At 59.6% G+C, this 19,823-nt stretch carries 14 protein-coding genes; 12 read left to right on the forward strand and 2 right to left on the reverse strand.

Annotated features, from left to right (window positions below):
• Positions 1-11 precede the first annotated feature (11 nt).
• The 10 genes from MMG91_RS19605 to MMG91_RS19650 all read left to right on the forward strand — a co-directional run bounded on the left by MMG91_RS19605 (position 12) and on the right by MMG91_RS19650 (position 13,722).
• Positions 12-1,181: an alginate biosynthesis protein Alg44 gene (locus tag MMG91_RS19605; protein ID WP_305448285.1), complete on the forward strand. Its 1,170-nt coding sequence runs from the start codon at positions 12-14 to the stop codon at positions 1,179-1,181.
• A gap of 9 nt (positions 1,182-1,190) precedes the next feature.
• Positions 1,191-2,717, forward strand: coding sequence for an alginate biosynthesis TPR repeat lipoprotein AlgK (gene algK / locus MMG91_RS19610; protein ID WP_310660436.1), 1,527 nt, complete (start codon positions 1,191-1,193; stop codon positions 2,715-2,717).
• Positions 2,714-4,201 carry an alginate export family protein gene (locus MMG91_RS19615; protein ID WP_305448283.1) on the forward strand — a complete coding sequence of 496 codons (1,488 nt, stop codon included), beginning with the start codon at positions 2,714-2,716 and terminating at the stop codon, positions 4,199-4,201. Before algK ends, MMG91_RS19615 begins: the two co-directional genes overlap by 4 nt.
• A gap of 26 nt (positions 4,202-4,227) precedes the next feature.
• A complete protein-coding gene (gene algG, locus MMG91_RS19620; protein ID WP_310660437.1) occupies positions 4,228-5,817 on the forward strand; it encodes a mannuronan 5-epimerase AlgG in 1,590 nt (529 codons plus the stop codon).
• Positions 5,818-5,827: 10 nt separating this feature from the next.
• On the forward strand, positions 5,828-7,288 hold the full coding sequence (locus tag MMG91_RS19625) for an alginate O-acetyltransferase (protein ID WP_310660438.1): 1,461 nt from the start codon (positions 5,828-5,830) through the stop codon (positions 7,286-7,288).
• 11 nt (positions 7,289-7,299) lie between these two features.
• Positions 7,300-8,433, forward strand: coding sequence for a mannuronate-specific alginate lyase (locus MMG91_RS19630; RefSeq protein WP_310660439.1), 1,134 nt, complete (start codon positions 7,300-7,302; stop codon positions 8,431-8,433).
• A 204-nt stretch (positions 8,434-8,637) separates the two neighbouring features.
• Positions 8,638-10,203 (forward strand): MBOAT family protein, encoded by a 1,566-nt coding sequence (locus MMG91_RS19635; protein ID WP_310660440.1) that lies wholly within the window; start codon positions 8,638-8,640, stop codon positions 10,201-10,203.
• An 11-nt stretch (positions 10,204-10,214) separates the two neighbouring features.
• Complete coding sequence (locus tag MMG91_RS19640) at positions 10,215-11,390, forward strand: alginate O-acetyltransferase (RefSeq protein ID WP_305448278.1); 1,176 nt, start codon at positions 10,215-10,217, stop codon at positions 11,388-11,390.
• A 17-nt stretch (positions 11,391-11,407) separates the two neighbouring features.
• The gene (locus tag MMG91_RS19645; RefSeq protein WP_305448277.1) at positions 11,408-12,061 is read left to right on the forward strand and encodes an alginate O-acetyltransferase AlgF; all 654 of its coding nucleotides are present in this window, start codon (positions 11,408-11,410) and stop codon (positions 12,059-12,061) included.
• Positions 12,062-12,270: 209 nt separating this feature from the next.
• Positions 12,271-13,722: a mannose-1-phosphate guanylyltransferase/mannose-6-phosphate isomerase gene (locus tag MMG91_RS19650; protein WP_310660441.1), complete on the forward strand. Its 1,452-nt coding sequence runs from the start codon at positions 12,271-12,273 to the stop codon at positions 13,720-13,722.
• An 84-nt stretch (positions 13,723-13,806) separates the two neighbouring features.
• Here MMG91_RS19650 and MMG91_RS19655 read toward each other — a convergent pair whose 3' ends face one another.
• Positions 13,807-16,668, reverse strand: a complete 2,862-nt coding sequence (locus MMG91_RS19655) for an RHS repeat-associated core domain-containing protein (protein ID WP_310660508.1) — start codon at positions 16,666-16,668, stop codon at positions 13,807-13,809.
• A 65-nt stretch (positions 16,669-16,733) separates the two neighbouring features.
• Positions 16,734-18,260, reverse strand: a complete 1,527-nt coding sequence (locus MMG91_RS19660; RefSeq protein ID WP_310660442.1) for a hypothetical protein — start codon at positions 18,258-18,260, stop codon at positions 16,734-16,736.
• 207 nt (positions 18,261-18,467) lie between these two features.
• On the opposite strand from MMG91_RS19660, the gene MMG91_RS19665 reads away from it, so the two are divergent.
• Entirely contained in the window at positions 18,468-18,932 is a 465-nt protein-coding gene (locus MMG91_RS19665; protein ID WP_310660443.1) for a multidrug transporter, read from the forward strand.
• A gap of 31 nt (positions 18,933-18,963) precedes the next feature.
• On the forward strand, positions 18,964-19,788 hold the full coding sequence (locus MMG91_RS19670; protein WP_310660444.1) for an SDR family oxidoreductase: 825 nt from the start codon (positions 18,964-18,966) through the stop codon (positions 19,786-19,788).
• Positions 19,789-19,823: the final 35 nt, after the last annotated feature.

Raw genomic sequence — 19,823 nt, forward strand, 5'->3', positions numbered from 1 at the left:
AAATCGCCCATATGAATACCGCCGTCAACTCCAACGTAGTGCACGAATCCGAAGCCCAGCGCCAACACGCTCGCGTGAAAATCCCGGCCAAGCTGCGTTTCTTCGGTCCAGACCGGACTCCGGTTGAAGCCCGGGTCATCGACCTTTCCGCTGGCGGCCTGGCGTTCAACGCCGGTCAGCTGCCGTTGAAGGTCGGCGATGTGCACAAGGCCCGTCTGCAATTCGTCATCGATAACCTCGGCCTGGCCATGGACGTGGAATTGCAAATCCGCTCCGTCGATCGCCAGACCGGTCGTATCGGTTGCCAGTTCCAGAACCTGGAACCCCGTGACATTTCCACCCTGCGCCACCTGATCACTTCGCACTTGGCCGGCGACATTGTCAGTGTCGGTGAAATGCTGGCGACCCTGCAGCGCGACAACTTCACCAAGGCGCGCAAGGTCAAGGATGGCGGTCACGGCATGACCCCGCTCGGCCGTCTGAAAGCGGTGACCTTCAGCGCCGGTATCTTCGTGATCGGCCTGGTGGCGTTCGGTTTCATCTTCAAATCGGTGTATGGCATGTACTTCGTCAGCCACGCCCAGGCCGGTCTGGTCAGCGTGCAGGGCATGAACATCACCATGCCGCGCGACGGCACCGTGCAGAGCCTGATCAAGGCTGACGGCGTTGCCGCCAAAGGCGCCCCACTGGCGACTTTCAGCACCAGCATGCTCGACGTGCTCAAGGGCCATCTGGACGAAGGTCAACTGCAACCGTCCAAGGTTGAAGAACTGTTCGGCAAGCAAATGACCGGCACCCTGACGTCGCCGTGCGATTGCACCGTGGCTCAGCAATTGGTGGCTAACGGTCAGTACGCCAGCAAAGGCGACGTGATCTTCCAACTGGTGCCGCGCAATACCGAAGCCAACGTTGAAGCACGCTTCTCTTATCGCCAGTTCAGCGATGTGCGTCCAGGCACCACGGTCAGCTTCCAGATCGCCGGTGAAGACCAAACCCGTACCGGCAAGATTGTCAGCAGCACCAGCCTGAAAAGCGCCGACCTGTCGTCCGATATCCGCGTGCAGATCAAACCTGACGAGCCACTGGACAGCGCCTTCGCCGGTCGCCCGGTGGAAGTGAACAGCACTCGTGGCCCGAACCTGAACTGGCTGATCAACAAAGCCATGGCCGCCGGTCTTTAAACAGAGGACATGCCCGTGACGATCATCAGTCTCCTGAAAACACCGCGAATCCTGTGGGAGCGGGCTTGCCCGCGATTGGATCAACGCGGTCTTTCTGAAGCACCGAGTTGCCTGAATCGCGGGCAAGTCGGAATGCCGCACCACCGCTCCCACAGTGGTTATGTACTGTGCTCGCTGGCTTTGGCCATCAGCCTGGCCGGTTGCGCCGGCCTGCCCGACCAGCGCCTGGCCAATGAGGCCCTCAAGCGCGGCGACACCACGCTGGCGGCGCAGAACTACCAGCAACTGGCAGACCTGGGTTACAGCGAAGCGCAGGTCGGCCTGGCCGATCTGCAGGTCGACAGCCGTGACCCGGCGCAAATCAAAAAGGCCGAGGCGACTTACCGCGCCGCGGCCAGCGTCTCGCCGCGGGCTCAGGCTCGCCTGGGTCGCCTGCTGGTGGCCAAACCCGGCGCCACCGAAGCCGAACACCACGAAGCCGAAGCGCTGTTGAAGAAAGCCTCGGCCAATGGCGAAGGCAACACCCTGATCCCGCTGGCGATGCTGTACCTGCAATACCCGCACAGTTTCCCGAACGTCAACGCACAGCAGCAGATCAGCCAATGGCGCACCGAAGGCAAACCGGAAGCCGGTCTGGCGCAAGTACTGCTCTATCGCACCCAGGGCACTTACGACCAGCATCTGGATGATGTGGAAAAGATCTGCAAAGCAGCGTTGAACACCACCGACATCTGCTACGTCGAACTGGCCACGGTCTATCAGAAACGCGGCCAGCCAGAACAACAGGCCGAACTGATCAAGCAGATGCAGGCCGCTCAAAGCCGTGGCGTCGTCTCTGCGCAACGGGTGGACAGCGTGGCCCGCGTGCTGGGCGACGCAAGCCTGGGCAAGACCGACGAGAAAACCGCTCAGTCGCTGCTCGAAGGCATCGCACCTGGCTACCCGGCGTCCTGGGTCAGCCTGGCGCAACTGCTCTACGACTTCCCTGAACTGGGTGACGTCGACACCATGATGAAGTACCTGGACAACGGCCGCGCCGCCGACCAGCCGCGTGCCGAACTGCTGCTGGGCAAGCTCTACTTTGAAGGAAAAATGGTGCCGGCCGACGCCAAGGTCGCCGAAGAGCACTTCAAGAAAGCCGTCGGCCGGGAAGTCGCCGCCGATTACTACCTCGGCCAGATTTACCGTCGTGGTTACCTGGGCAAGGTCTATCCGCAGAAAGCCCTGGATCACCTGCTGACCGCTGCGCGCAATGGCCAGAACAGCGCCGACTTCGCCATTGCCCAACTGTTCTCCCAAGGCAAGGGCACCCGGCCCGACCCGGTCAACGCTTATGTCTTCAGCCAATTGGCGAAGGCTCAGAACACCCCACAAGCCAATGAGCTTGCGCAAACCATCGAAGCGCAACTGCCGCCTGACCGGCTGGCCGAGGCCCAACGCCTGTTGAAACAAGAACAGGCCATTCGTAGTGCCGTGAGTCCGGACACGCTGGAACTGCACGCTCTGCAAGAAGAAGACGGCGAGGAATCCCTATGAAGCTCAATCCATTCGTGAAGGCCGGTATTGGCCTGACATTCGCCCTGCTGTGGTCGTGCCCGACCCTGGCGGCCCTGACCGAAGACAAGAACTTCGGCCTCGAAGTCAAAGTTACCGGCCAGTCCGAAGACGACCGAGACCTGGGCACTGCCAGTGGCGGCGACGTTTCCGGTGTCGGCCTGGACCTGCGTCCATGGGTATATGGCGAAAGCGGCGCGTGGAGCGCTTACGCCATGGGCCAGGCCGTGACGTCCACCGACATCATCGAAACGGACACCCTGCAACAGTCCGACAGCGACGGTACCCAGACCACCGACAACGGTGATCGCAAAACCAAGAAGAACTACCTGGCGATGCGCGAGTTCTGGGTCGGCTACAGCGGCCTCACGCCCTACCCTGGCGAGATCCTCAAGCTCGGTCGCCAACGCCTGCGCAACGACGACGGCCAATGGCGCGACACCAACATCGAAGCCCTGAACTGGACCTTCGACACCACCCTGTTGCGCGCCAACGCCGGTGTCGCCGAACGCTTCAGCGAATACCGCACCGACCTGAAAGAACTGGCGCCCAAGGACAAGGATCGCCTGCACGTTTTCGGCGACGTTGCCGGCCAATGGTCGCCGGGTAACTGGGTCGGCATTCGCGGTCATCACACCCACGATGACGGCAAGCTCGACTACCCGGAGCCGGGCGTGGCCGGCGATTCGCTGGATAAAAAACAGAACGGTGACATCAGCTGGCTCGGCCTCACCGCCGACAGCGACGCCTACAACTGGCGCAACACCAACACCGTCAATTACTGGGGCAGCATCACCGGCATGAGCGGCGACACCGATACGGTCAACCCGCTGAACGCCGATGGCACGCGCCCTACCGAAGCCAAACGCGGTGAAGACCTCAATGGCTGGGCCACCGATATCGGCCTGCGTTTGCGCCTTGATCCGCAGTGGCAAGTCGGTGCGGCGTATGCCCGTGCCAGCGCCGAGTACGAACAGACCGGCCTGGAAAGCAATCGCTCGAACTACACCGGTACACGCTCGCGGGTTCACCGTTTCGGCGAAGCCTTCCGCGGCGAAATGAACAACATGCAGACCGCTACCCTGTTCGGCTCGTGGATGCTCAACGACGAATACGACGCCAGCCTGATCTACCACAAGTTCTGGCGCGTCGACGGCAACAAGCCGGTGGGCAGTAATGGCATCAACGCCGTCGAAAACAACACCGACGACGTGACCGGCGCGATCCTCTCCAGCACCTCCCTGCCACTGGAAGATGGCAACAAAGACCTCGGTCAGGAAATGGACCTGGTGGTCACCAAGTACTTCAAGCAAGGCCTGCTGCCTGCGTCGTTGAGTCAGTCGATCGATGAGCCTTCGGCACTGGTGCGGTTCCGTGGCGGTGTGTTCAAGCCTGGCGATGCGTATGGCAAAGGAGTCGACTCGTACATGCACCGCGCGTTTGTCGACGTGGTCTGGCGCTTCTGATGCAAACCGCGAAGGGAGTGCCCGACATGAACAGCGCCAAGAAAGGCTCGATCAGCCTGCTGGCCGGCGCGCTGCTGCTCGCCAGCGCAGCCGCCTTCGCCACCGTCGAACCGGCCAAGCCTGTGCAAGCGGGAAAACCGACGACCATGGCCAAGGGGCTGCAACAGGCCAAGACCTACACCGTCAGCAGCGCGCCAACCGCGCCGCTGGACCTGGCCGAGCCGAAACTGCCGGACACCTCTGGCTACACCGCCGAAGCCATCGCCGCGAAAATCGTGCGTACCAAACCCGGCAAGATCAGCGTGCGCCGGATGATGCAGGAAAACGCCCTGAAGGACTTCATCGGCGGCGACAACAAGATGGCCGAGTGGGTAGTGCGTCAGCATGGCATCCCGCAGGCGATCTTCGTCGACGACGGCTACATGAACCTCAAGGACCTGGCGAAGAAACTGCCCAAGCAGTACTTCAGCGAAACCTCGCCGGGGGTGTTCCTGGCGAAGTTGCCGATCGTGGTGGGTAACAAGGGCATTCTGGAAATCGACAAGCAGACCCAGGAATTGCGCCTGTCCCAAGAGGCCGGTTCGTTCCTGGTCAACGACGGCCAGCTGTTCGTGCGTGATACCAAAATCACTGGCTGGAGCGAGAAGGCAAACGGCCCGGCGGCCTTCAAGTCGCCCAAGGAGTTCCGTCCGTTCCTGCTGTCCTGGGGTGGCACCGAGACCTACATTGCCAACAGCAAGATTGCCAGTTTCGGTTACGCCAACAGTAAGTCCTACGGCGTGAGTATTTCCCAATACACGCCGAACATGGCCAAGGTGCTCAAGCGCCCTGAACCGACCGGCTGGATCGTCGGCTCCGAGTTCTCGGACATGTGGTACGGCTTCTACTGCTACGAGGCCAGCGACTTTGTGGTCAAGGGCAACACCTACAAAGACAACATCGTCTACGGCATCGACCCCCACGACCGTTCCCATCGGCTGATCATTGCCGACAACACCGTCTACGGGACCAAGAAGAAGCACGGGATCATTATTTCCCGTGAGGTCAACGACAGCTTCATCTTCAACAACCGCAGCTACGACAACAAGTTGTCGGGCCTGGTGATCGACCGTAACAGTGTGAACAACCTGATCGCCTACAACGAGATCTACAAGAACCACACCGATGGCATCACCCTCTATGAGAGTGCTGACAACCTGTTGTGGGGCAACAAGGTGATCAGCAACCGACGCCACGGCATTCGTATTCGTAACAGCGTGAACATTCGCCTGTATGAAAACGTCTCGATGGCCAACGGCCTGACCGGTGTCTACGGGCACATCAAAGATTTGAGCGACACCGACCGGGACATCAAGCTCGATCCGTTCGACACCCAGGTGTCGCTGATCGTGGTCGGCGGTGAACTGGCCGCCAATGGTAGCGGACCGCTGTCGATCGACTCGCCGCTGAGCGTGGAGTTGTATCGCGTGTCGATGCTCGCGCCGACCAAATCCAGCGGCATCAGCTTCTCGGGGATTCTTGGCGAGCGCCAGGATGAAATTCTCGACCTGCTGGTGCGCCAGCAGAAAGCCGTGCTGATCGACCCTGTCGAACGCCAGACCGAAATGCGGGACTGAGGATAATTTTATGCACTCACACTTGATCAAATTACTCAGCCTGTCGGCCCTGACCGCGGGCATTCTCGCGGCCAGTGGCGGTGTTCGCGCCGAAGACGCCGCCAGCGTAAACGCACCGAAATTCAAGGCCGATGATTGCTGCAATCTCTGCCCCGAAGCCCACGACCCGAAGAACTACACCACCCGCTATCAGCAGAACTTCACCACGCTGGTGCAGGCGCAGGGCGATTGGCTGTTCCGTACGCAAGAAGACTTGCGCACCGAGTTCGACACCTCGCCCGCCGGCTACAAACGCATGAAACAACTGCACGATGCGTTCAAGAGCAAAGGCGTAGAACTGGTCATCGTTTACCAGCCGACTCGTGGCCTGGTGAACCGCAACAAGCTGAACCCGGCAGAGAAGGCGAGCTACGACTTCGACAAGGCGCTGAAGAATTACAAAACCATGCTCGGGCGTTTCGCGCAGATGGGTTACGTGGTGCCGGACCTGTCGCCGCTGACCAACGAATCGCTGCCCGACACCCTGCCGGCTCACGATTTCTACTTCCGCGGCGACCAACACTGGACGCCGTATGGCGCCCAGCGCACAGCGAAAATTGTCGCCGAGAAGGTCAAGCAATTGCCGGCCTTCGCCGACGTTCCCAAGCGTGAATTCGAGACCCATAAGTCGGGTCGCATGGGCAAGACCGGAACGTTACACAACATGGCTGGTCAACTCTGTGGCACCAGCTACGCGATCCAGTACATGGATCAGTTCACCACCGAGCCAAAGGGCGAAGCGGGCGATGGCGATCTGTTCAGTGATTCCGGTAATCCGGAAATCACCCTGGTCGGCACCAGCCACAGTGGCAAGAACTACAACTTCGCCGGTTTCCTCCAAGAGGCCATCGGCGCCGACATTCTCAACGTGGCGTTCCCCGGTGGTGGCTTCGAAGGTTCGATGCTGCAGTACCTGGGCAGCGAAGAGTTCCAGACCAAACCACCGAAAATTCTCATCTGGGAATTCTCGCCGCTTTATCGCCTCGATCAGGAAACCATCTACCGCCAGATGATGGCCCTGCTGGACAACGGTTGCGAAGGCAAAGATGCACAGATGAGTGCCAGCGCGACGCTGAAACCGGGCAAAAACGAATTGATGGTCAACAGCAAGAACCTGGACCTGCGCAACAGCAGTCACCAGGTCGATATCCGCTTCGCCGACACCTCGGTGAAAACCTTGCAAGCCACCCTCTGGTACATGAATGGGCGCCACGAGGACATCAAGATCGAGAAACCGGAAACCTCCGATACCGACGGGCGTTTCGCCTTCGAGTTGCGCACGGACGAAGACTGGGCCTCGCAGAATCTGCTGGCCGTCGAAGTCCAGGGACCTGAAAAACCAGGTGCCACGCCTCAGAAAGTCGAAGCGAAAATCTGCAAACGCAACGTGTTCTCCGGCGCCGAGCAGCGTACCGCTCAAGCCGGGCAATGAGGCTACCTCTTATGAACTGCATGCAAACCCGAACGCTGAAAAAGTTACTCGCGCCCTCCCTGCTGACGCTGGCGATGTTCGCAGGCGCCACCCAGGCTGCCGCGCCACTTCGCCCGCCCCAGGGTTACTTCGCACCCATTGAAAAAGTCAAAACCGGCGACAAGAGTGAAGGCTGCGACGCGATGCCGACGCCCTACACCGGCGCCCTGCAATTTCGCAGCAAATACGAAGGCTCCGACAAGGCCCGTTCGACCCTGAACGAGGCATCGGAAAAAGCTTTCCGCGACACCACCGCCGACATCACCAAGATCGAGCGCAGCACCAGCAAGCAGGTGATGAAGTTCATGCGTGACGGTCGTCCGGAACAACTGGAATGCACCCTCAACTGGTTGACTGCCTGGGCCAAGGCTGACGCGTTGATGTCCAAGGACTTCAACCACACCGGCAAGTCCATGCGCAAATGGGCATTGGGCAGCATGGCTTCGTCCTATGTCCGCCTGAAGTTCTCTGACTCGCATCCACTGGCCACCCACCAGGAAGAAGCGCAAGTGATTGAAGCCTGGTTCAGCAAAATGGCCGATCAGGTAGTCAGCGATTGGGACAACCTGCCGCTCGAGCAAACCAACAACCACTCGTACTGGGCAGCCTGGTCGGTGATGGCCACATCGGTCGCCACCAACCGCCGCGATCTGTTCGATTGGGCCGTCAAGGAATACAAGGTCGGCGTCAATCAGGTCGACGCCCAAGGCTTCCTGCCCAACGAGCTCAAGCGCCAGCAACGCGCCCTCGCCTATCACAACTATGCCCTGCCGCCACTGGCGATGATCGCCAGTTTCGCTCAGGTCAACGGTGTGGATTTGCGCCAGGAAAACAACGGCGCCTTGAAACGTCTGGGTGATCGCGTGCTTGCAGGCGTGGAAGACCCGGATGAATTCGAGGAGAAGAACGGGAAAGAACAGGACATGACCGACCTAAAGGTCGATTCGAAATTCGCCTGGCTCGAACCGTTCTGCTCGCTCTACACCTGCACGCCGGATGTGCTGGCGCAGAAACACAAAATGCAGCCGTTCAAGACCTTCCGCCTCGGTGGGGATTTGACCAAGGTCTATGACCCGGCCAGCGAGAAAGGCAACAAGGGCTCTTAGGGTTGATCGTTCCCACGCTCTGCGTGGGAATGCAGCCCGTGACGCTCCGCGTCACATGCCGAAGCGGACGCAGAGCGTCCAGTGAGGCATTCCCACGCTGAGCGTGGGAACGATCGTAGTTTTTTTGTGTGATGCCCCCAGATTTTCGTGGGGGGTTTGGGGGGGCCTTGGCCCTTGACTGTTGGTTAACATGGAGAGATCGGGATGGTATTTTCATCCAACGTGTTCCTGTTTCTGTTCTTGCCGATCTTTCTCGGCATGTACTACCTGAGCGGAATACGCTATCGCAACTTGCTGCTGCTGATCGCCAGCTACGTGTTCTACGCCTGGTGGCGTGTGGACTTCCTTGCGCTGTTCGCAGCCGTCACGCTGTGGAACTACTGGATCGGCCTGAAGGTTGGCGCCGCAGGCGTTCGGACCAAACCGGCCCAGCGCTGGTTGCTCCTGGGCGTCGGGGTGGATCTGTGCATCCTCGGCTACTTCAAGTACGCCAACTTCGGCGTGGACAGCATCAACGCGATGATGACCTCGGTCGGTCTTTCGCCGTTCATCCTGACCCATGTGCTGTTGCCGATCGGGATCTCGTTCTACATCTTCGAGTCCATCAGCTACATCATCGACGTCTACCGTGGTGATACCCCGGCGACCCGCAACCTGATCGACTTTGCCGCATTCGTGGCGATCTTCCCGCACTTGATCGCGGGCCCCGTGTTGCGTTTCCGTGACCTGGCCGACCAGTTCAACAACCGCACCCACACCCTCGACAAGTTCTCCGAAGGTGCCACGCGGTTCATGCAGGGTTTCATCAAGAAGGTCTTCATCGCCGACACCCTGGCGGTGGTGGCTGACCATTGCTTCGCCTTGCAAAACCCGACCACGGGCGATGCCTGGCTCGGCGCCCTGGCCTACACCGCGCAGCTGTACTTCGACTTCTCCGGCTACAGCGACATGGCGATTGGTCTGGGCTTGATGATGGGTTTCCGCTTCATGGAAAACTTCAAACAGCCGTACATCAGCCAATCGATCACCGAGTTCTGGCGTCGCTGGCACATCAGCCTGTCGACCTGGTTGCGTGACTACCTGTACATCACCCTCGGCGGTAACCGTAAAGGCACGCTGATGACCTATCGCAACCTGTTCCTGACCATGCTGCTCGGTGGTCTGTGGCACGGTGCGAACATCACTTACATCGTCTGGGGTGCCTGGCACGGCATGTGGCTGGCGATCGAAAAAGCCCTCGGCCTGAACACTTCGCCGCGCAGCATCAACCCGATCCGTTGGGCGCTGACCTTCCTGCTGGTGGTGATGGGTTGGGTGATCTTCCGCGCAGAAAACCTGCACGTCGCCGGTCGCATGTACGGCGCCATGTTCAGTTTCGGCGAATGGTCGTTGTCGGAACTCAACCAGGCCAGCCTCACCGGTCTGCAAGTGGCAACCCTGGTGGTGGCTTACGCAACCCTGGCGTTCTTCGGCATCCGTGATTTCTACAGCAACCTGCCGCCTGAGAAGACCAAGCCTGTTGTGAACGTCGAGGCCGATGGCCCTGCCGCCGCTACGCCTGGAATGATCAAAGCCGTACCGGGTGACAACCCGGGCAGCATCCACGAACCGGGTTACACCGTCGGCGTTGAAGCGACTGTGCAACCGGCCTACTGGACCGCTGACTGGTCCCGTTACGTGATGCGCACGCTGGTACTGCTGCTGTTCATCGCCTCGATTCTCAAACTCTCGGCGCAAAGCTTCTCGCCGTTCCTTTACTTCCAGTTCTGAGGGATCTGACTATGACCCGCTCATTACGCATCTTCTACATCGCCCTGTTCCTGGTGACCTTGCTGGTCCTGGGCGTGTGGTCGGTACGCAGCTTCTTCGGCTTCAGTACCAACGCCGATGCGACCGTGCTCAACGGTCGCTGGAGCAAAGCCGTCGAGACGCACTACGACGACGAGTTCCCGATCAAGCGTCTTGGCACCAACCTTTGGGCCGCGCTGGATTTCAAACTGTTCAACGAAGGTCGTCCGGGCGTGGTGCTCGGTCGCGATCAGTGGCTCTACAGCGATGAAGAGTTTCACCCGATCGTCAACGAAGAGTTGAACCTGCAAGGCAACTACGCGCTGGTCGAAGGCGTGCGCCAGACCTTGAAAAAACAAGGCGTGCAACTGGTGATGGCGATTGTCCCGGCCAAGACGCGTCTGTACCCGGAACATCTGGGTGAAGTGAAGCCGGCGAGTATCCACACCAATCTGTACAAGGATTTCCACGCTCGTGTGGCGGCCAACAAGATCCTCGCCCCTGACCTGCTCGGCCCGCTGCAAAAGGGCAAGCAGAACGGTCAGCAAGTGTTCCTGCGCACCGACACTCACTGGACCCCGGAAGGCGCGCAAATCGCTGCCGAGACTCTGGCCAAAACCATTGCCGACAAGGCTCCGCTCAGCGGCGAACCGCAAAACTTCGTCACCGAACCTGCGGAGAAGGTGACGCACAAGGGTGACCTGCGCTTGTTCCTGCCATTGGACCCGCTGTTCGAAAACCTGATGCCGGCGCCAGAACCTTTGCAGAAGCGCAACACCGTGGCTGCCCAGGATCAGGCTGCCGGTGACGACGCCCTGTTCGCCAACACTGAAGTGCCGGTGGCCCTGATCGGCACCAGCTACAGCGCCAACCCGAACTGGAACTTCATCGGTGCGCTGAAAGAAGCGCTGCACAGCGACGTGGTCAGTTACGCCGAAGACGGCCATGGCCCGATTCTGCCGATGCTCAGCTACCTGAAAAGCGATGCCTTCAAGAACAGCCCGCCACAAGTGCTGATCTGGGAGTTCCCTGAACGATATCTGCCTGTGAACAACGAAATCGGTGACGCCGACCCGCAGTGGGTCGCAGAGCTTAAACAAGCCGGCGCACGCCAACAAAACGTAGCTGCAAACACTAAATCCGAGACGCCCGACCGGGCGCAAAACTGAAAGAGAGAGGTTCTACCATGACTTTCACTACTACTCCTCGCCGTCTCGCCAAGACCTTCGCACTCGTTGCTGGCATGAGCGTGTTGTCGATGTCCGCCTTCGCTGGCGACGCGGCCCTCTACGGCCCGACTGCACCAAAAGGCTCCAGTTTCGTGCGGGTCTTCAACGCCGGTAACGCTGAAGTCAGCGCCACCGTTGGCACCACCAACCTGAGCGAAGTCGCGCCGCTGTCCAGCACCGACTTCAGCTTCATGCCGGGCGGCGATTACAGCGCCAAGGTCGGCAGCCAGACCCTGCCGGTGAAATTGGCCGGCGACCACTATTACACCCTGGTCAACAACGCCAGTGGCGCGCCGCAGCTGATCGAAGAGCCGCCGTTCAAGAACAAGCAGAAATCCCTGGTTCGCGTACAGAACCTCAGCGACAAGGCTCTGACCCTGAAAACCGCCGACGGCAAGACCGAAGTGGTCCCGTCCGTGGCGGCCAAGGGCCGTGGCGAGCGTGAAATCAACCCGGTGAAAGTCAGCCTGGCTCTGTACGACGGCGCCACCAAAGTCGGTGACGTGAAACCGGTTGCCCTGGAACGTGGTGAAGCCGCGGTGCTGTACGTCACCGGCAAAGGCAGCAGCCTGTCGCCAGTGTGGGTAAAACGCCCGGTTTCGACGCGCTAACACATTTGCCGGATTGACCCATATCCCTGTGGGAGCCGGGCTTGCCCGCGATGCAGACAACTCGGTGCAACAGATACTCCGAGGTGATGCCATCGCAGGCAAGCCAGCTCCCACAGAGGCCCAAGGCGTCGATTCGGACACGGAACAAGAACAAGAGTGAAACGACAGAACGCAGTAGCTCTAACCAATCGATTTGAAGGAGTAACAACATGATTCCGGTGATCTTGTCAGGTGGTAGCGGCTCACGTCTTTGGCCGCTTTCGCGCAAGCAATTCCCCAAGCAATTCCTCGCTCTGACCGGCGAACAAACGCTGTTCCAGCAAACCCTGGAACGTCTGGTGTTCGAAGGCATGGACACCCCGATCGTGGTGTGTAACAAGGAACACCGTTTCATCGTCAACGAGCAGTTGAGCGCCCGCAACCTGGACACCCAGCGCATTCTGATGGAACCCTTCGGCCGCAACACCTCGCCAGCAGTGGCCCTGACCGCGATGATGCTGGTCAATGAAGGTCGCGACGAGTTGATGCTGGTGCTGCCGGCCGACCACGTGCTGGAAGACCAGAAAGCCCTGCAACGCGCCCTGGCCCTGGCCACTGTGGCAGCCGAGCGTGGCGAAATGGTGCTGTTCGGCGTGCCGGCTACCAAACCGGAAACCGGTTACGGCTACATCAAATCCACCAACGATGCCCTGCTGCCGGAAGGCGTCAGCCGTGTCTCGCACTTCGTCGAAAAACCCGACGTGAAACGCGCCACCGAGTTCGTTCAGTCCGGTGGTTACTTCTGGAACAGCGGCATGTTCCTGTTCCGCGCCAGCCGTTTCCTCGAAGAACTGAAAAAACACGATCCGGATATCTACGACACCTGCGTACTGACGCTGGAACGTAGCGAACAGGATGCCGACACCGTCGATATCGATCCTGCCACCTTCGCCTGCTGCCCGGACAACTCCATCGACTACTCGGTGATGGAAAAAACCCAGCGTGCCTGCGTAGTACCACTGACCGCAGGCTGGAGCGATGTCGGTTGCTGGTCGTCGCTGTGGGAAGTCAATGAAAAGGACGCCAACGGCAACGTCACCAAAGGCGACGTGGTCATCCAGGACAGCAAGAACTGCATGATCCACGGCAACGGTAAACTGGTGTCGGTGATCGGCCTGGAAAACATCGTGGTGGTCGAAACCAAGGACGCCATGATGATCGTCCACAAGGACAAGGTCCAAGGCGTGAAACAGATGGTCAACACCCTCAATGAGCAGGGTCGCAGCGAAACCCAGAACCACTGCGAAGTCTATCGCCCGTGGGGCTCCTACGACTCGGTGGACATGGGCGGCCGCTTCCAGGTCAAGCGCATCTCGGTCAAGCCAGGTGCGTGCCTGTCGCTGCAGATGCACCACCACCGCGCCGAACACTGGATCGTGGTCAGCGGCACCGCCGAAGTGACCTGTGACGAAAACGTGTTCCTGCTCACTGAAAACCAGTCGACCTACATCCCGATCGCCTCGGTCCATCGCTTGCGCAATCCGGGCAAGATCTCGCTGGAAATCATCGAAGTGCAATCGGGCAGCTACCTGGGTGAAGACGATATCGAGCGGTTTGAAGATATCTACGGTCGCTCCACCCCGATCGAGCGCGGCGTGTCGGTGAAAACCATCGCGCAGTGATTTGACCGGTAAAAATAAAAAGCCTCCGTCCAGCCCGCTGCGTCCCCTATCCGCAACGGGTTGGGCGGGGGCTTTTGTTTTGTGTCAGCCGACTGATACTTGCCGAGCGGGAGCTGACCGGGACGTCCCCTTGAGTGATTGTCGTCTTCCGGCGTAAGGCTTGGGCGCGACAAGTTCAATGAAGTCCTGGTTTCGGTTCAGCACCTGAACCACTTCCTGCGTCTGCATCGAGATCTCAGCGATTGTTTCGAAGGTTTGCGGATCCGTGCTACCGGAGTCCGCGAATTCATTTTTGATCGCCTGCGTCCTGAACTCCAGCATATCGATCACTGCCGGCGTCACCTCATAAGTTTCACTCAACGATGCCGCGTTCAACCCTTTCGATGCCTGGTAAAATTCCTGGCCTGTCTTGATCAGCCCCGGGGCTTGCGATCCCAGTTTGTCACCGACCTTCTCGACAACCTTGTCTGTCACCACGGTGCGGATTTTTTTCCCCAGGCGCGCTCGTCCTTCACTCGTACGCGGATCATTTGCCGCCAGCTCCAGCTTTACCGTTGCCAGGCTAAAGTGTTTTTTCGGCTCAACGCTCTCAATCAATGCCTTGGGATTCATTTCATTGCCCTTGAAGTTGATTGGGCGATCCAGCTGATAGGTGTCCACCACTTTGGAAATCAACGCATCCGCTGCCTTCGCACCGACTTTCGTTCCGAGCTTGCCTCCCAGCACTGAACCGCCCGGCCCAAGCAACCCACCCACTGCGCTGCCCCCCGCAGCGCCCAATGCCTGTGCGCCAGCGCTGACAGCATGGCTGCCAAGCTGAGTGACAACCCGTCTGCCCAAAGCCTGGAGCCGGTGCCGCGGATAGACGTGGTTAAGCATCGAATTTCTGAGATTGGAAGCCTGTGTCGTTACCGATGTCAGCAAGGCTTGCTGTGTGTCCATGCTGCTGTTCAACTCTTGCGCTTCAGTCTTGCCACCGCCATCACTGTCGACATACCTCATGGGTGAGTTACCGACCATACAGTACAGATTCGGTCCGTCGATGAAGCCCTTGGGATCCGGATTCACCCAACGTTGTAACCACGGGATGTAATAGCGATAACCGAAGTAATACAGTCCGGTCGCATCCCGCTCCTTGCCCGAGTAACGAACGGTTTTATAACTGACCTCGATCACATCCCCCCCGGCCAGACAAGCGGTCTCGCCGAACGGGTAAAAGGTCTCCTGGCTGATGATCCGTGCATCGGCGGCCAGCTCCAGGCTGGTAGAGCCCAAATGATCGGTGAAGCCATATCGATACTGGTTGTTTGTTCCCGAAGGCGGGAGGCTTTCCCAGTGCAATACCCGAACGGTGTTGAGTCCGGCCTGGGCAGTGATCACCTGCAGTACCTCACCCGTGCCGTTATCGGTGCGCAACTCCAGTCCCGGCAAGTAACGTACTTGCGCGATGACAGTCCGGGCGTTGGTCTGCAACGAGCGAATTTTACGCACCCGCTGGCCTGTGCCATCGTAAAGATACGCCTCCCGGTCATTGCGCCCGGAGGCGCGTGCCACTGGGCTGACCGACTGCAATTGATTACGCAGATCCCATGTCAAACATCCCTGATCCAACTCCAGCAAATTGCCCTTGGCGTCGAACGCAGCGGCGATTTCGTCTTCGGTAGGCGGCACGTCGTTGCGCCAAGGCAAGCAACGATTGCTGTAGCGGGCGGCTTTCAGCTTGCGTCCGTGGTTTTGCGTGCCGACGTGGGTCAGCGTCAGTAGATTGCCGCCCGCGTCATAGCTATAGGTCTGCCGGTACTTGCTGACCGCCGCCGGATCGATGCGACCGACCGAGTCGGGCCCCTGATTGGCCCCGCCCGCCTCCCAACCAAAGGCCTCAATCAACTGGTAACGGCTGTCGTAGCGGAAGCGGCTGATCGGGTCGATGCGCCGGTTGGCGAAGTAGCGGATCGGCAGCGCCTTGTCCTCGATACTCAGGACATTGCCCATCCGGTCATAGCCGTAGATCAGATGCTGCAACAATCTCGCACTGGCATCCTGTGCCCGACGCTCCATCAACAAACCGTCTTCCGCGCGGTAGACCAGGGTGGTTTGCACTGCGTTGCCAGCGGTTTCGTGCGTAACTTGCCCCTCGGCGTTGTATTGGATATCGCTGACCAGGGTTTGCCAGGTGGCCAGCCCTTGAAGCTGCAGACGCGTCTCGCGCAATCGACCGTCAAGGGTCAGGCTGAAGGCCTGATGATTTCCCTTGGTATCAATCTGCTCCAGCACATCACCCAACGGGCCGAAACGCCACCTGGACGTCGCCCCAATCCCCGGTTCGAGCAGCCGTCGGCGATCATCAATCGATTCCGGCCAATCGGGGGTTACCGGATCGAGGGTGAAATGGCGAGTGTTTTCAACGCATTGGCCGCTGATCGCAAACACGTCGAACAGTACGCTGCCTGCCGGATCATCGTGGCGAATCAGTTGGCCGCACTGGTTACGATCCCGATTGCCCTGGCCGGGGTAGCCATAGGTAAAACGCTCGACACAGCGACGCGGCTCCACAGCGCCCTGCTCGAACACCGCCACTGGCCGCAGCAAATCATCATATTCAACCTCGCGACGGGTTTCGCGGCGGTCCCATCCCAATACCACTTCGGCGGCCAAGCCATGCAGGTTGATCTGCGTTCCGGCGTCGACGCTGTCCGTGCGCAGCGCGCTCCCGGTCAGCGAATACGCTGTGGTCAGATTGGCCGGCGTCAGGGGATCGCCCACTTGCAGCGCCCATAATCGCGGATCCCACTGTTTAACCGCACGTCCTGCGCCATCGTGAACAGTACGGTTGATGCGGGCCTCGGCGGGCTGGTTCTCGATGGCACGCCAATACTCAACCGAACGGATCGACAAGCCGCGCGGACCAATGACCGTCAATCTGGGTGTTTTTGTGTGTATTCCCATGTCCACGTTAACGTCCTTTGTAGTCGACGCATCAAGGTTTCGCCATGCGGCTGATGGCCCCGCACTCAGGGCGATCGGGAGACGGCCACCGAACAGAGCTTCCAGCCCGAGGCCCGATTGTGGATGTATCCCAGCGTGACCGCTGCCGTGTGGTAGCTGCCAGGCTGAAAGGCTTGGGCCGTCCAGTACTCCGGAATAGTCCCGTCATAGTTGTTGGTGACATCAAAGGCACCGATAGGCCAGTTGTACCCCCGCACCATGTCGCCCCACTCGGGATACAACGCGCCCGGATAGCGGAGCAAATAGCCATTGCCCAGGTCATGGGCCTGGGGCAACGCCACACCATGGCTGATCGAATAGCTGTTGGCCGAGCCCCAGTTCATATGGCAAGCCAGCGCCGTGAACCACGCCTTCGCTTTGGGCATTGTGTATTGCACGGTTTGATCAAGCGCGTCCCTGACGGTGAACACCACTTGCGAATGGCCTCTCATGATGACTTCACCGGTGCCCGGGTCGATCGACGCCTGACCAGGGTCTGCACTGCTGAACGAGTAAGGCGGCGTACCGCCGATCACATTGATTCTGAAGCGCGCGCCGCTGAAGCCGCTGTACGGAAAGCCGCTGTCCAGCGCAAACGTAAAGGCATCGGTCTGTGGCGAGGCGGTCAATGAGGTGATGCGCAGCTTCTTGCTTTGGGCGTCGAACACCTGATCCCTCGGATCAAACAGGAAAACCGCCCGGTGTGCCGGTGATGCCGGCAGGCTGATGCGTATGATCGGTCGCATCAAGCCGGTCTGCTCATAGAAATCCTGTTGATCATACTGAGCCGACTTCAACCCGTTACCGACGTAGTAAAACGCCTGGATGGGCAACGCCGTCGGAATATCCTGCGGCCAGGTGGCAAGCATCAACTCATTGCGACTGTGGAACGCGACGGCGCTGTGCAACTTCATCGCACGGACGGCTTGATAGAAAGAATCTGCCGCGGCCTCATTCATCTGATCGCGCACATCGAAGCTGCACTGGAAGTAACTCTGGGCAACACCGGGCCGGGCCGTATGCGCCAGCCACTGCTCGGCGGTGGTAATGCCCTGTGACTGACAACGCTTGCTCTGCTGGGGATAGTCACGGTGGGCACCGCATCCCGGTTTGTCTCGATCGAACGTGGCGCCATCAATGGGAAACACACAAAGAATTTCAATCTGTTGCTTGCCCGCCGGCATGCTCAGTATCGGGTAAAAAATAAACCCATGATCGTAAGTGGAGTCGATCTGTCTGAACTGGGAGTCCGCCCTCAGAAAGGAAAACGATACCCCGCCTTTCTCCACGGCGATCGGGCTGGGGTTCCAGGCGTGATAGAGCGGTGAGTGGATCGTCCCCCGGAATAATATTCCTGAACAAAGAAAGGCTGGCCTGGAGGCGTTGCCGCAATCGATGCGGATATCGGTATAACGGGCCGCCAGCGCGGCCGCTGTGTTGATGCCTTCCTGCTCGAATTGCGCGTGGCCGGATGAAACGGACAGCTCGTAAATCGTCGGCTGCATGCATCCCGTCATCACGATGCAGAATGCGTAAACCAAAAAACGTTTCATCCTTCCTCCCTGAATGGGTACGCCCTCATGACCAGGCAACCGCAGCCTTATACTTCCGTCATGAGCGCTATCCAACACCCGGACAGTGCATCTGGCTACTGTCAGAAATTACAGTAGCGACCAACGGTCATCGACCTTAGGCCATGAATGTCCATTCTTGCGCCCCTTCGGTAGGATGGTGTTCATGAGTTCAAGGAGCGTTCAAACATGTTCATCGGCGTCCTGCTGGTCATCACCTGGCTGATCCTGCTGCTGCGCTATCCGGCCAAGGCCGTGCCGGTGTCCATGGCGGCCGCCGTCGGGTTGGGCCTGGTGGCGATGTGGGTAGTCTGGCTGGACACCCGCGAGGTCAAGCAACTGGCACGCCTTGAGCTGCGTATCACCTACGCGCCCGAGCACTGCCCGGCGGATCGCCCCTTGAAGCTGACGATAAACAACGGCAACGACGTGCCTTTGACCGAACTGCGCTGGCGCATCGCCGCGTACGCGCCGGGCGATACGGTGAACCTGGCCGACAATCAATACGCCGCGCCACGCTATCGTGGCCCCGGCGAATTGCAGGCCGGCGGCAATTGGGAAGACTGCTTGCCATTGCCGCCGCTGCGCCCCGGCTATCGCCCACAAACCCTGGAGTTTCGCGCCGAGCGTTTGCAGGGTAGTTTCTCCGACTGATCCCCCTTTTCTTTTGCACAAGGACCGCGCCATGCCCGTTGCGTTGATTACCGGTTGTTCCAGCGGCATTGGCCGCGCCCTCGCCGATGTGTTCAAAGGCGCCGGCTACGAAGTCTGGGCCAGTGCCCGCAAAGCTGAAGATGTGGCGACCCTGACCGCCGCCGGGTTCACCGCCGTGCAACTGGACGTCAACGATAGTCCGTCGCTCGAACAGCTGAGCGAGCGAATCAACCAGCAACACGGCGGCCTCGATGTGCTGATCAACAACGCCGGTTATGGCGCCATGGGTCCGCTGCTGGACGGCGGCGTGCCGGCCATGCAGCGTCAGTTCGAAACCAACGTGTTCGCAATCGTTGGCGTCACCCGCGCGATGTTCCCGGTGCTGCGTCGGGCCAGGGGCCTGGTGGTGAATATCGGCAGCGTGTCCGGGGTTTTGGTCACGCCATTTGCCGGCGCCTACTGTGCCTCGAAAGCCGCGGTGCATGCCTTGAGCGATGCGCTGCGCATGGAACTGGCGCCGTTCGGCGTGCGAGTCATGGAAGTCCAGCCCGGCGCGATCGAATCCAGCTTCGCCAAGAATGCCGGGCATGAGGCGGAGCAGTTGATCACTGAACAATCGCCGTGGTTTCCGTTGCGTGAAGGCATTCGCGCACGGGCCAAGGCGTCTCAGGACAAACCGACGCCGGCCAGTGAATTCGCCGCTGGTTTGCTCAAGGCTGTGCAGCAGAGCAAACCGCCGCGGCTGATCCGCATCGGCAATGGCAGCTGGGCATTGCCGCTGTTGGCAACGTTGCTGCCCAAGGGCTTGCTGGAGTCGACCTTGATGAAGCGCTTCGGTTTGAATCGCCAATTCTGAGCGTGGCAAACCGGTCTAATCGTGCCAGACCGTCA

It is taken from the genome of Pseudomonas sp. JL3 (assembly GCF_031570575.1).
GTDB classification, from domain to species: domain Bacteria; phylum Pseudomonadota; class Gammaproteobacteria; order Pseudomonadales; family Pseudomonadaceae; genus Aquipseudomonas; species Aquipseudomonas cucumis.

Coding starts and splice junctions, on each gene's coding strand:
- MMG91_RS19605 (WP_305448285.1), top strand. CDS start 12: ATGAATACCGCCGTCAACTCCAACGTAGTGCACGAATCCGAAGCCCAG.
- algK (WP_310660436.1), top strand. CDS start 1,191: ATGCCCGTGACGATCATCAGTCTCCTGAAAACACCGCGAATCCTGTGG.
- MMG91_RS19615 (WP_305448283.1), top strand. CDS start 2,714: ATGAAGCTCAATCCATTCGTGAAGGCCGGTATTGGCCTGACATTCGCC.
- algG (WP_310660437.1), top strand. CDS start 4,228: ATGAACAGCGCCAAGAAAGGCTCGATCAGCCTGCTGGCCGGCGCGCTG.
- MMG91_RS19625 (WP_310660438.1), top strand. CDS start 5,828: ATGCACTCACACTTGATCAAATTACTCAGCCTGTCGGCCCTGACCGCG.
- MMG91_RS19630 (WP_310660439.1), top strand. CDS start 7,300: ATGAACTGCATGCAAACCCGAACGCTGAAAAAGTTACTCGCGCCCTCC.
- MMG91_RS19635 (WP_310660440.1), top strand. CDS start 8,638: ATGGTATTTTCATCCAACGTGTTCCTGTTTCTGTTCTTGCCGATCTTT.
- MMG91_RS19640 (WP_305448278.1), top strand. CDS start 10,215: ATGACCCGCTCATTACGCATCTTCTACATCGCCCTGTTCCTGGTGACC.
- MMG91_RS19645 (WP_305448277.1), top strand. CDS start 11,408: ATGACTTTCACTACTACTCCTCGCCGTCTCGCCAAGACCTTCGCACTC.
- MMG91_RS19650 (WP_310660441.1), top strand. CDS start 12,271: ATGATTCCGGTGATCTTGTCAGGTGGTAGCGGCTCACGTCTTTGGCCG.
- MMG91_RS19655 (WP_310660508.1), bottom strand. CDS start 16,668: ATGGGAATACACACAAAAACACCCAGATTGACGGTCATTGGTCCGCGC.
- MMG91_RS19660 (WP_310660442.1), bottom strand. CDS start 18,260: ATGAAACGTTTTTTGGTTTACGCATTCTGCATCGTGATGACGGGATGC.
- MMG91_RS19665 (WP_310660443.1), top strand. CDS start 18,468: ATGTTCATCGGCGTCCTGCTGGTCATCACCTGGCTGATCCTGCTGCTG.
- MMG91_RS19670 (WP_310660444.1), top strand. CDS start 18,964: ATGCCCGTTGCGTTGATTACCGGTTGTTCCAGCGGCATTGGCCGCGCC.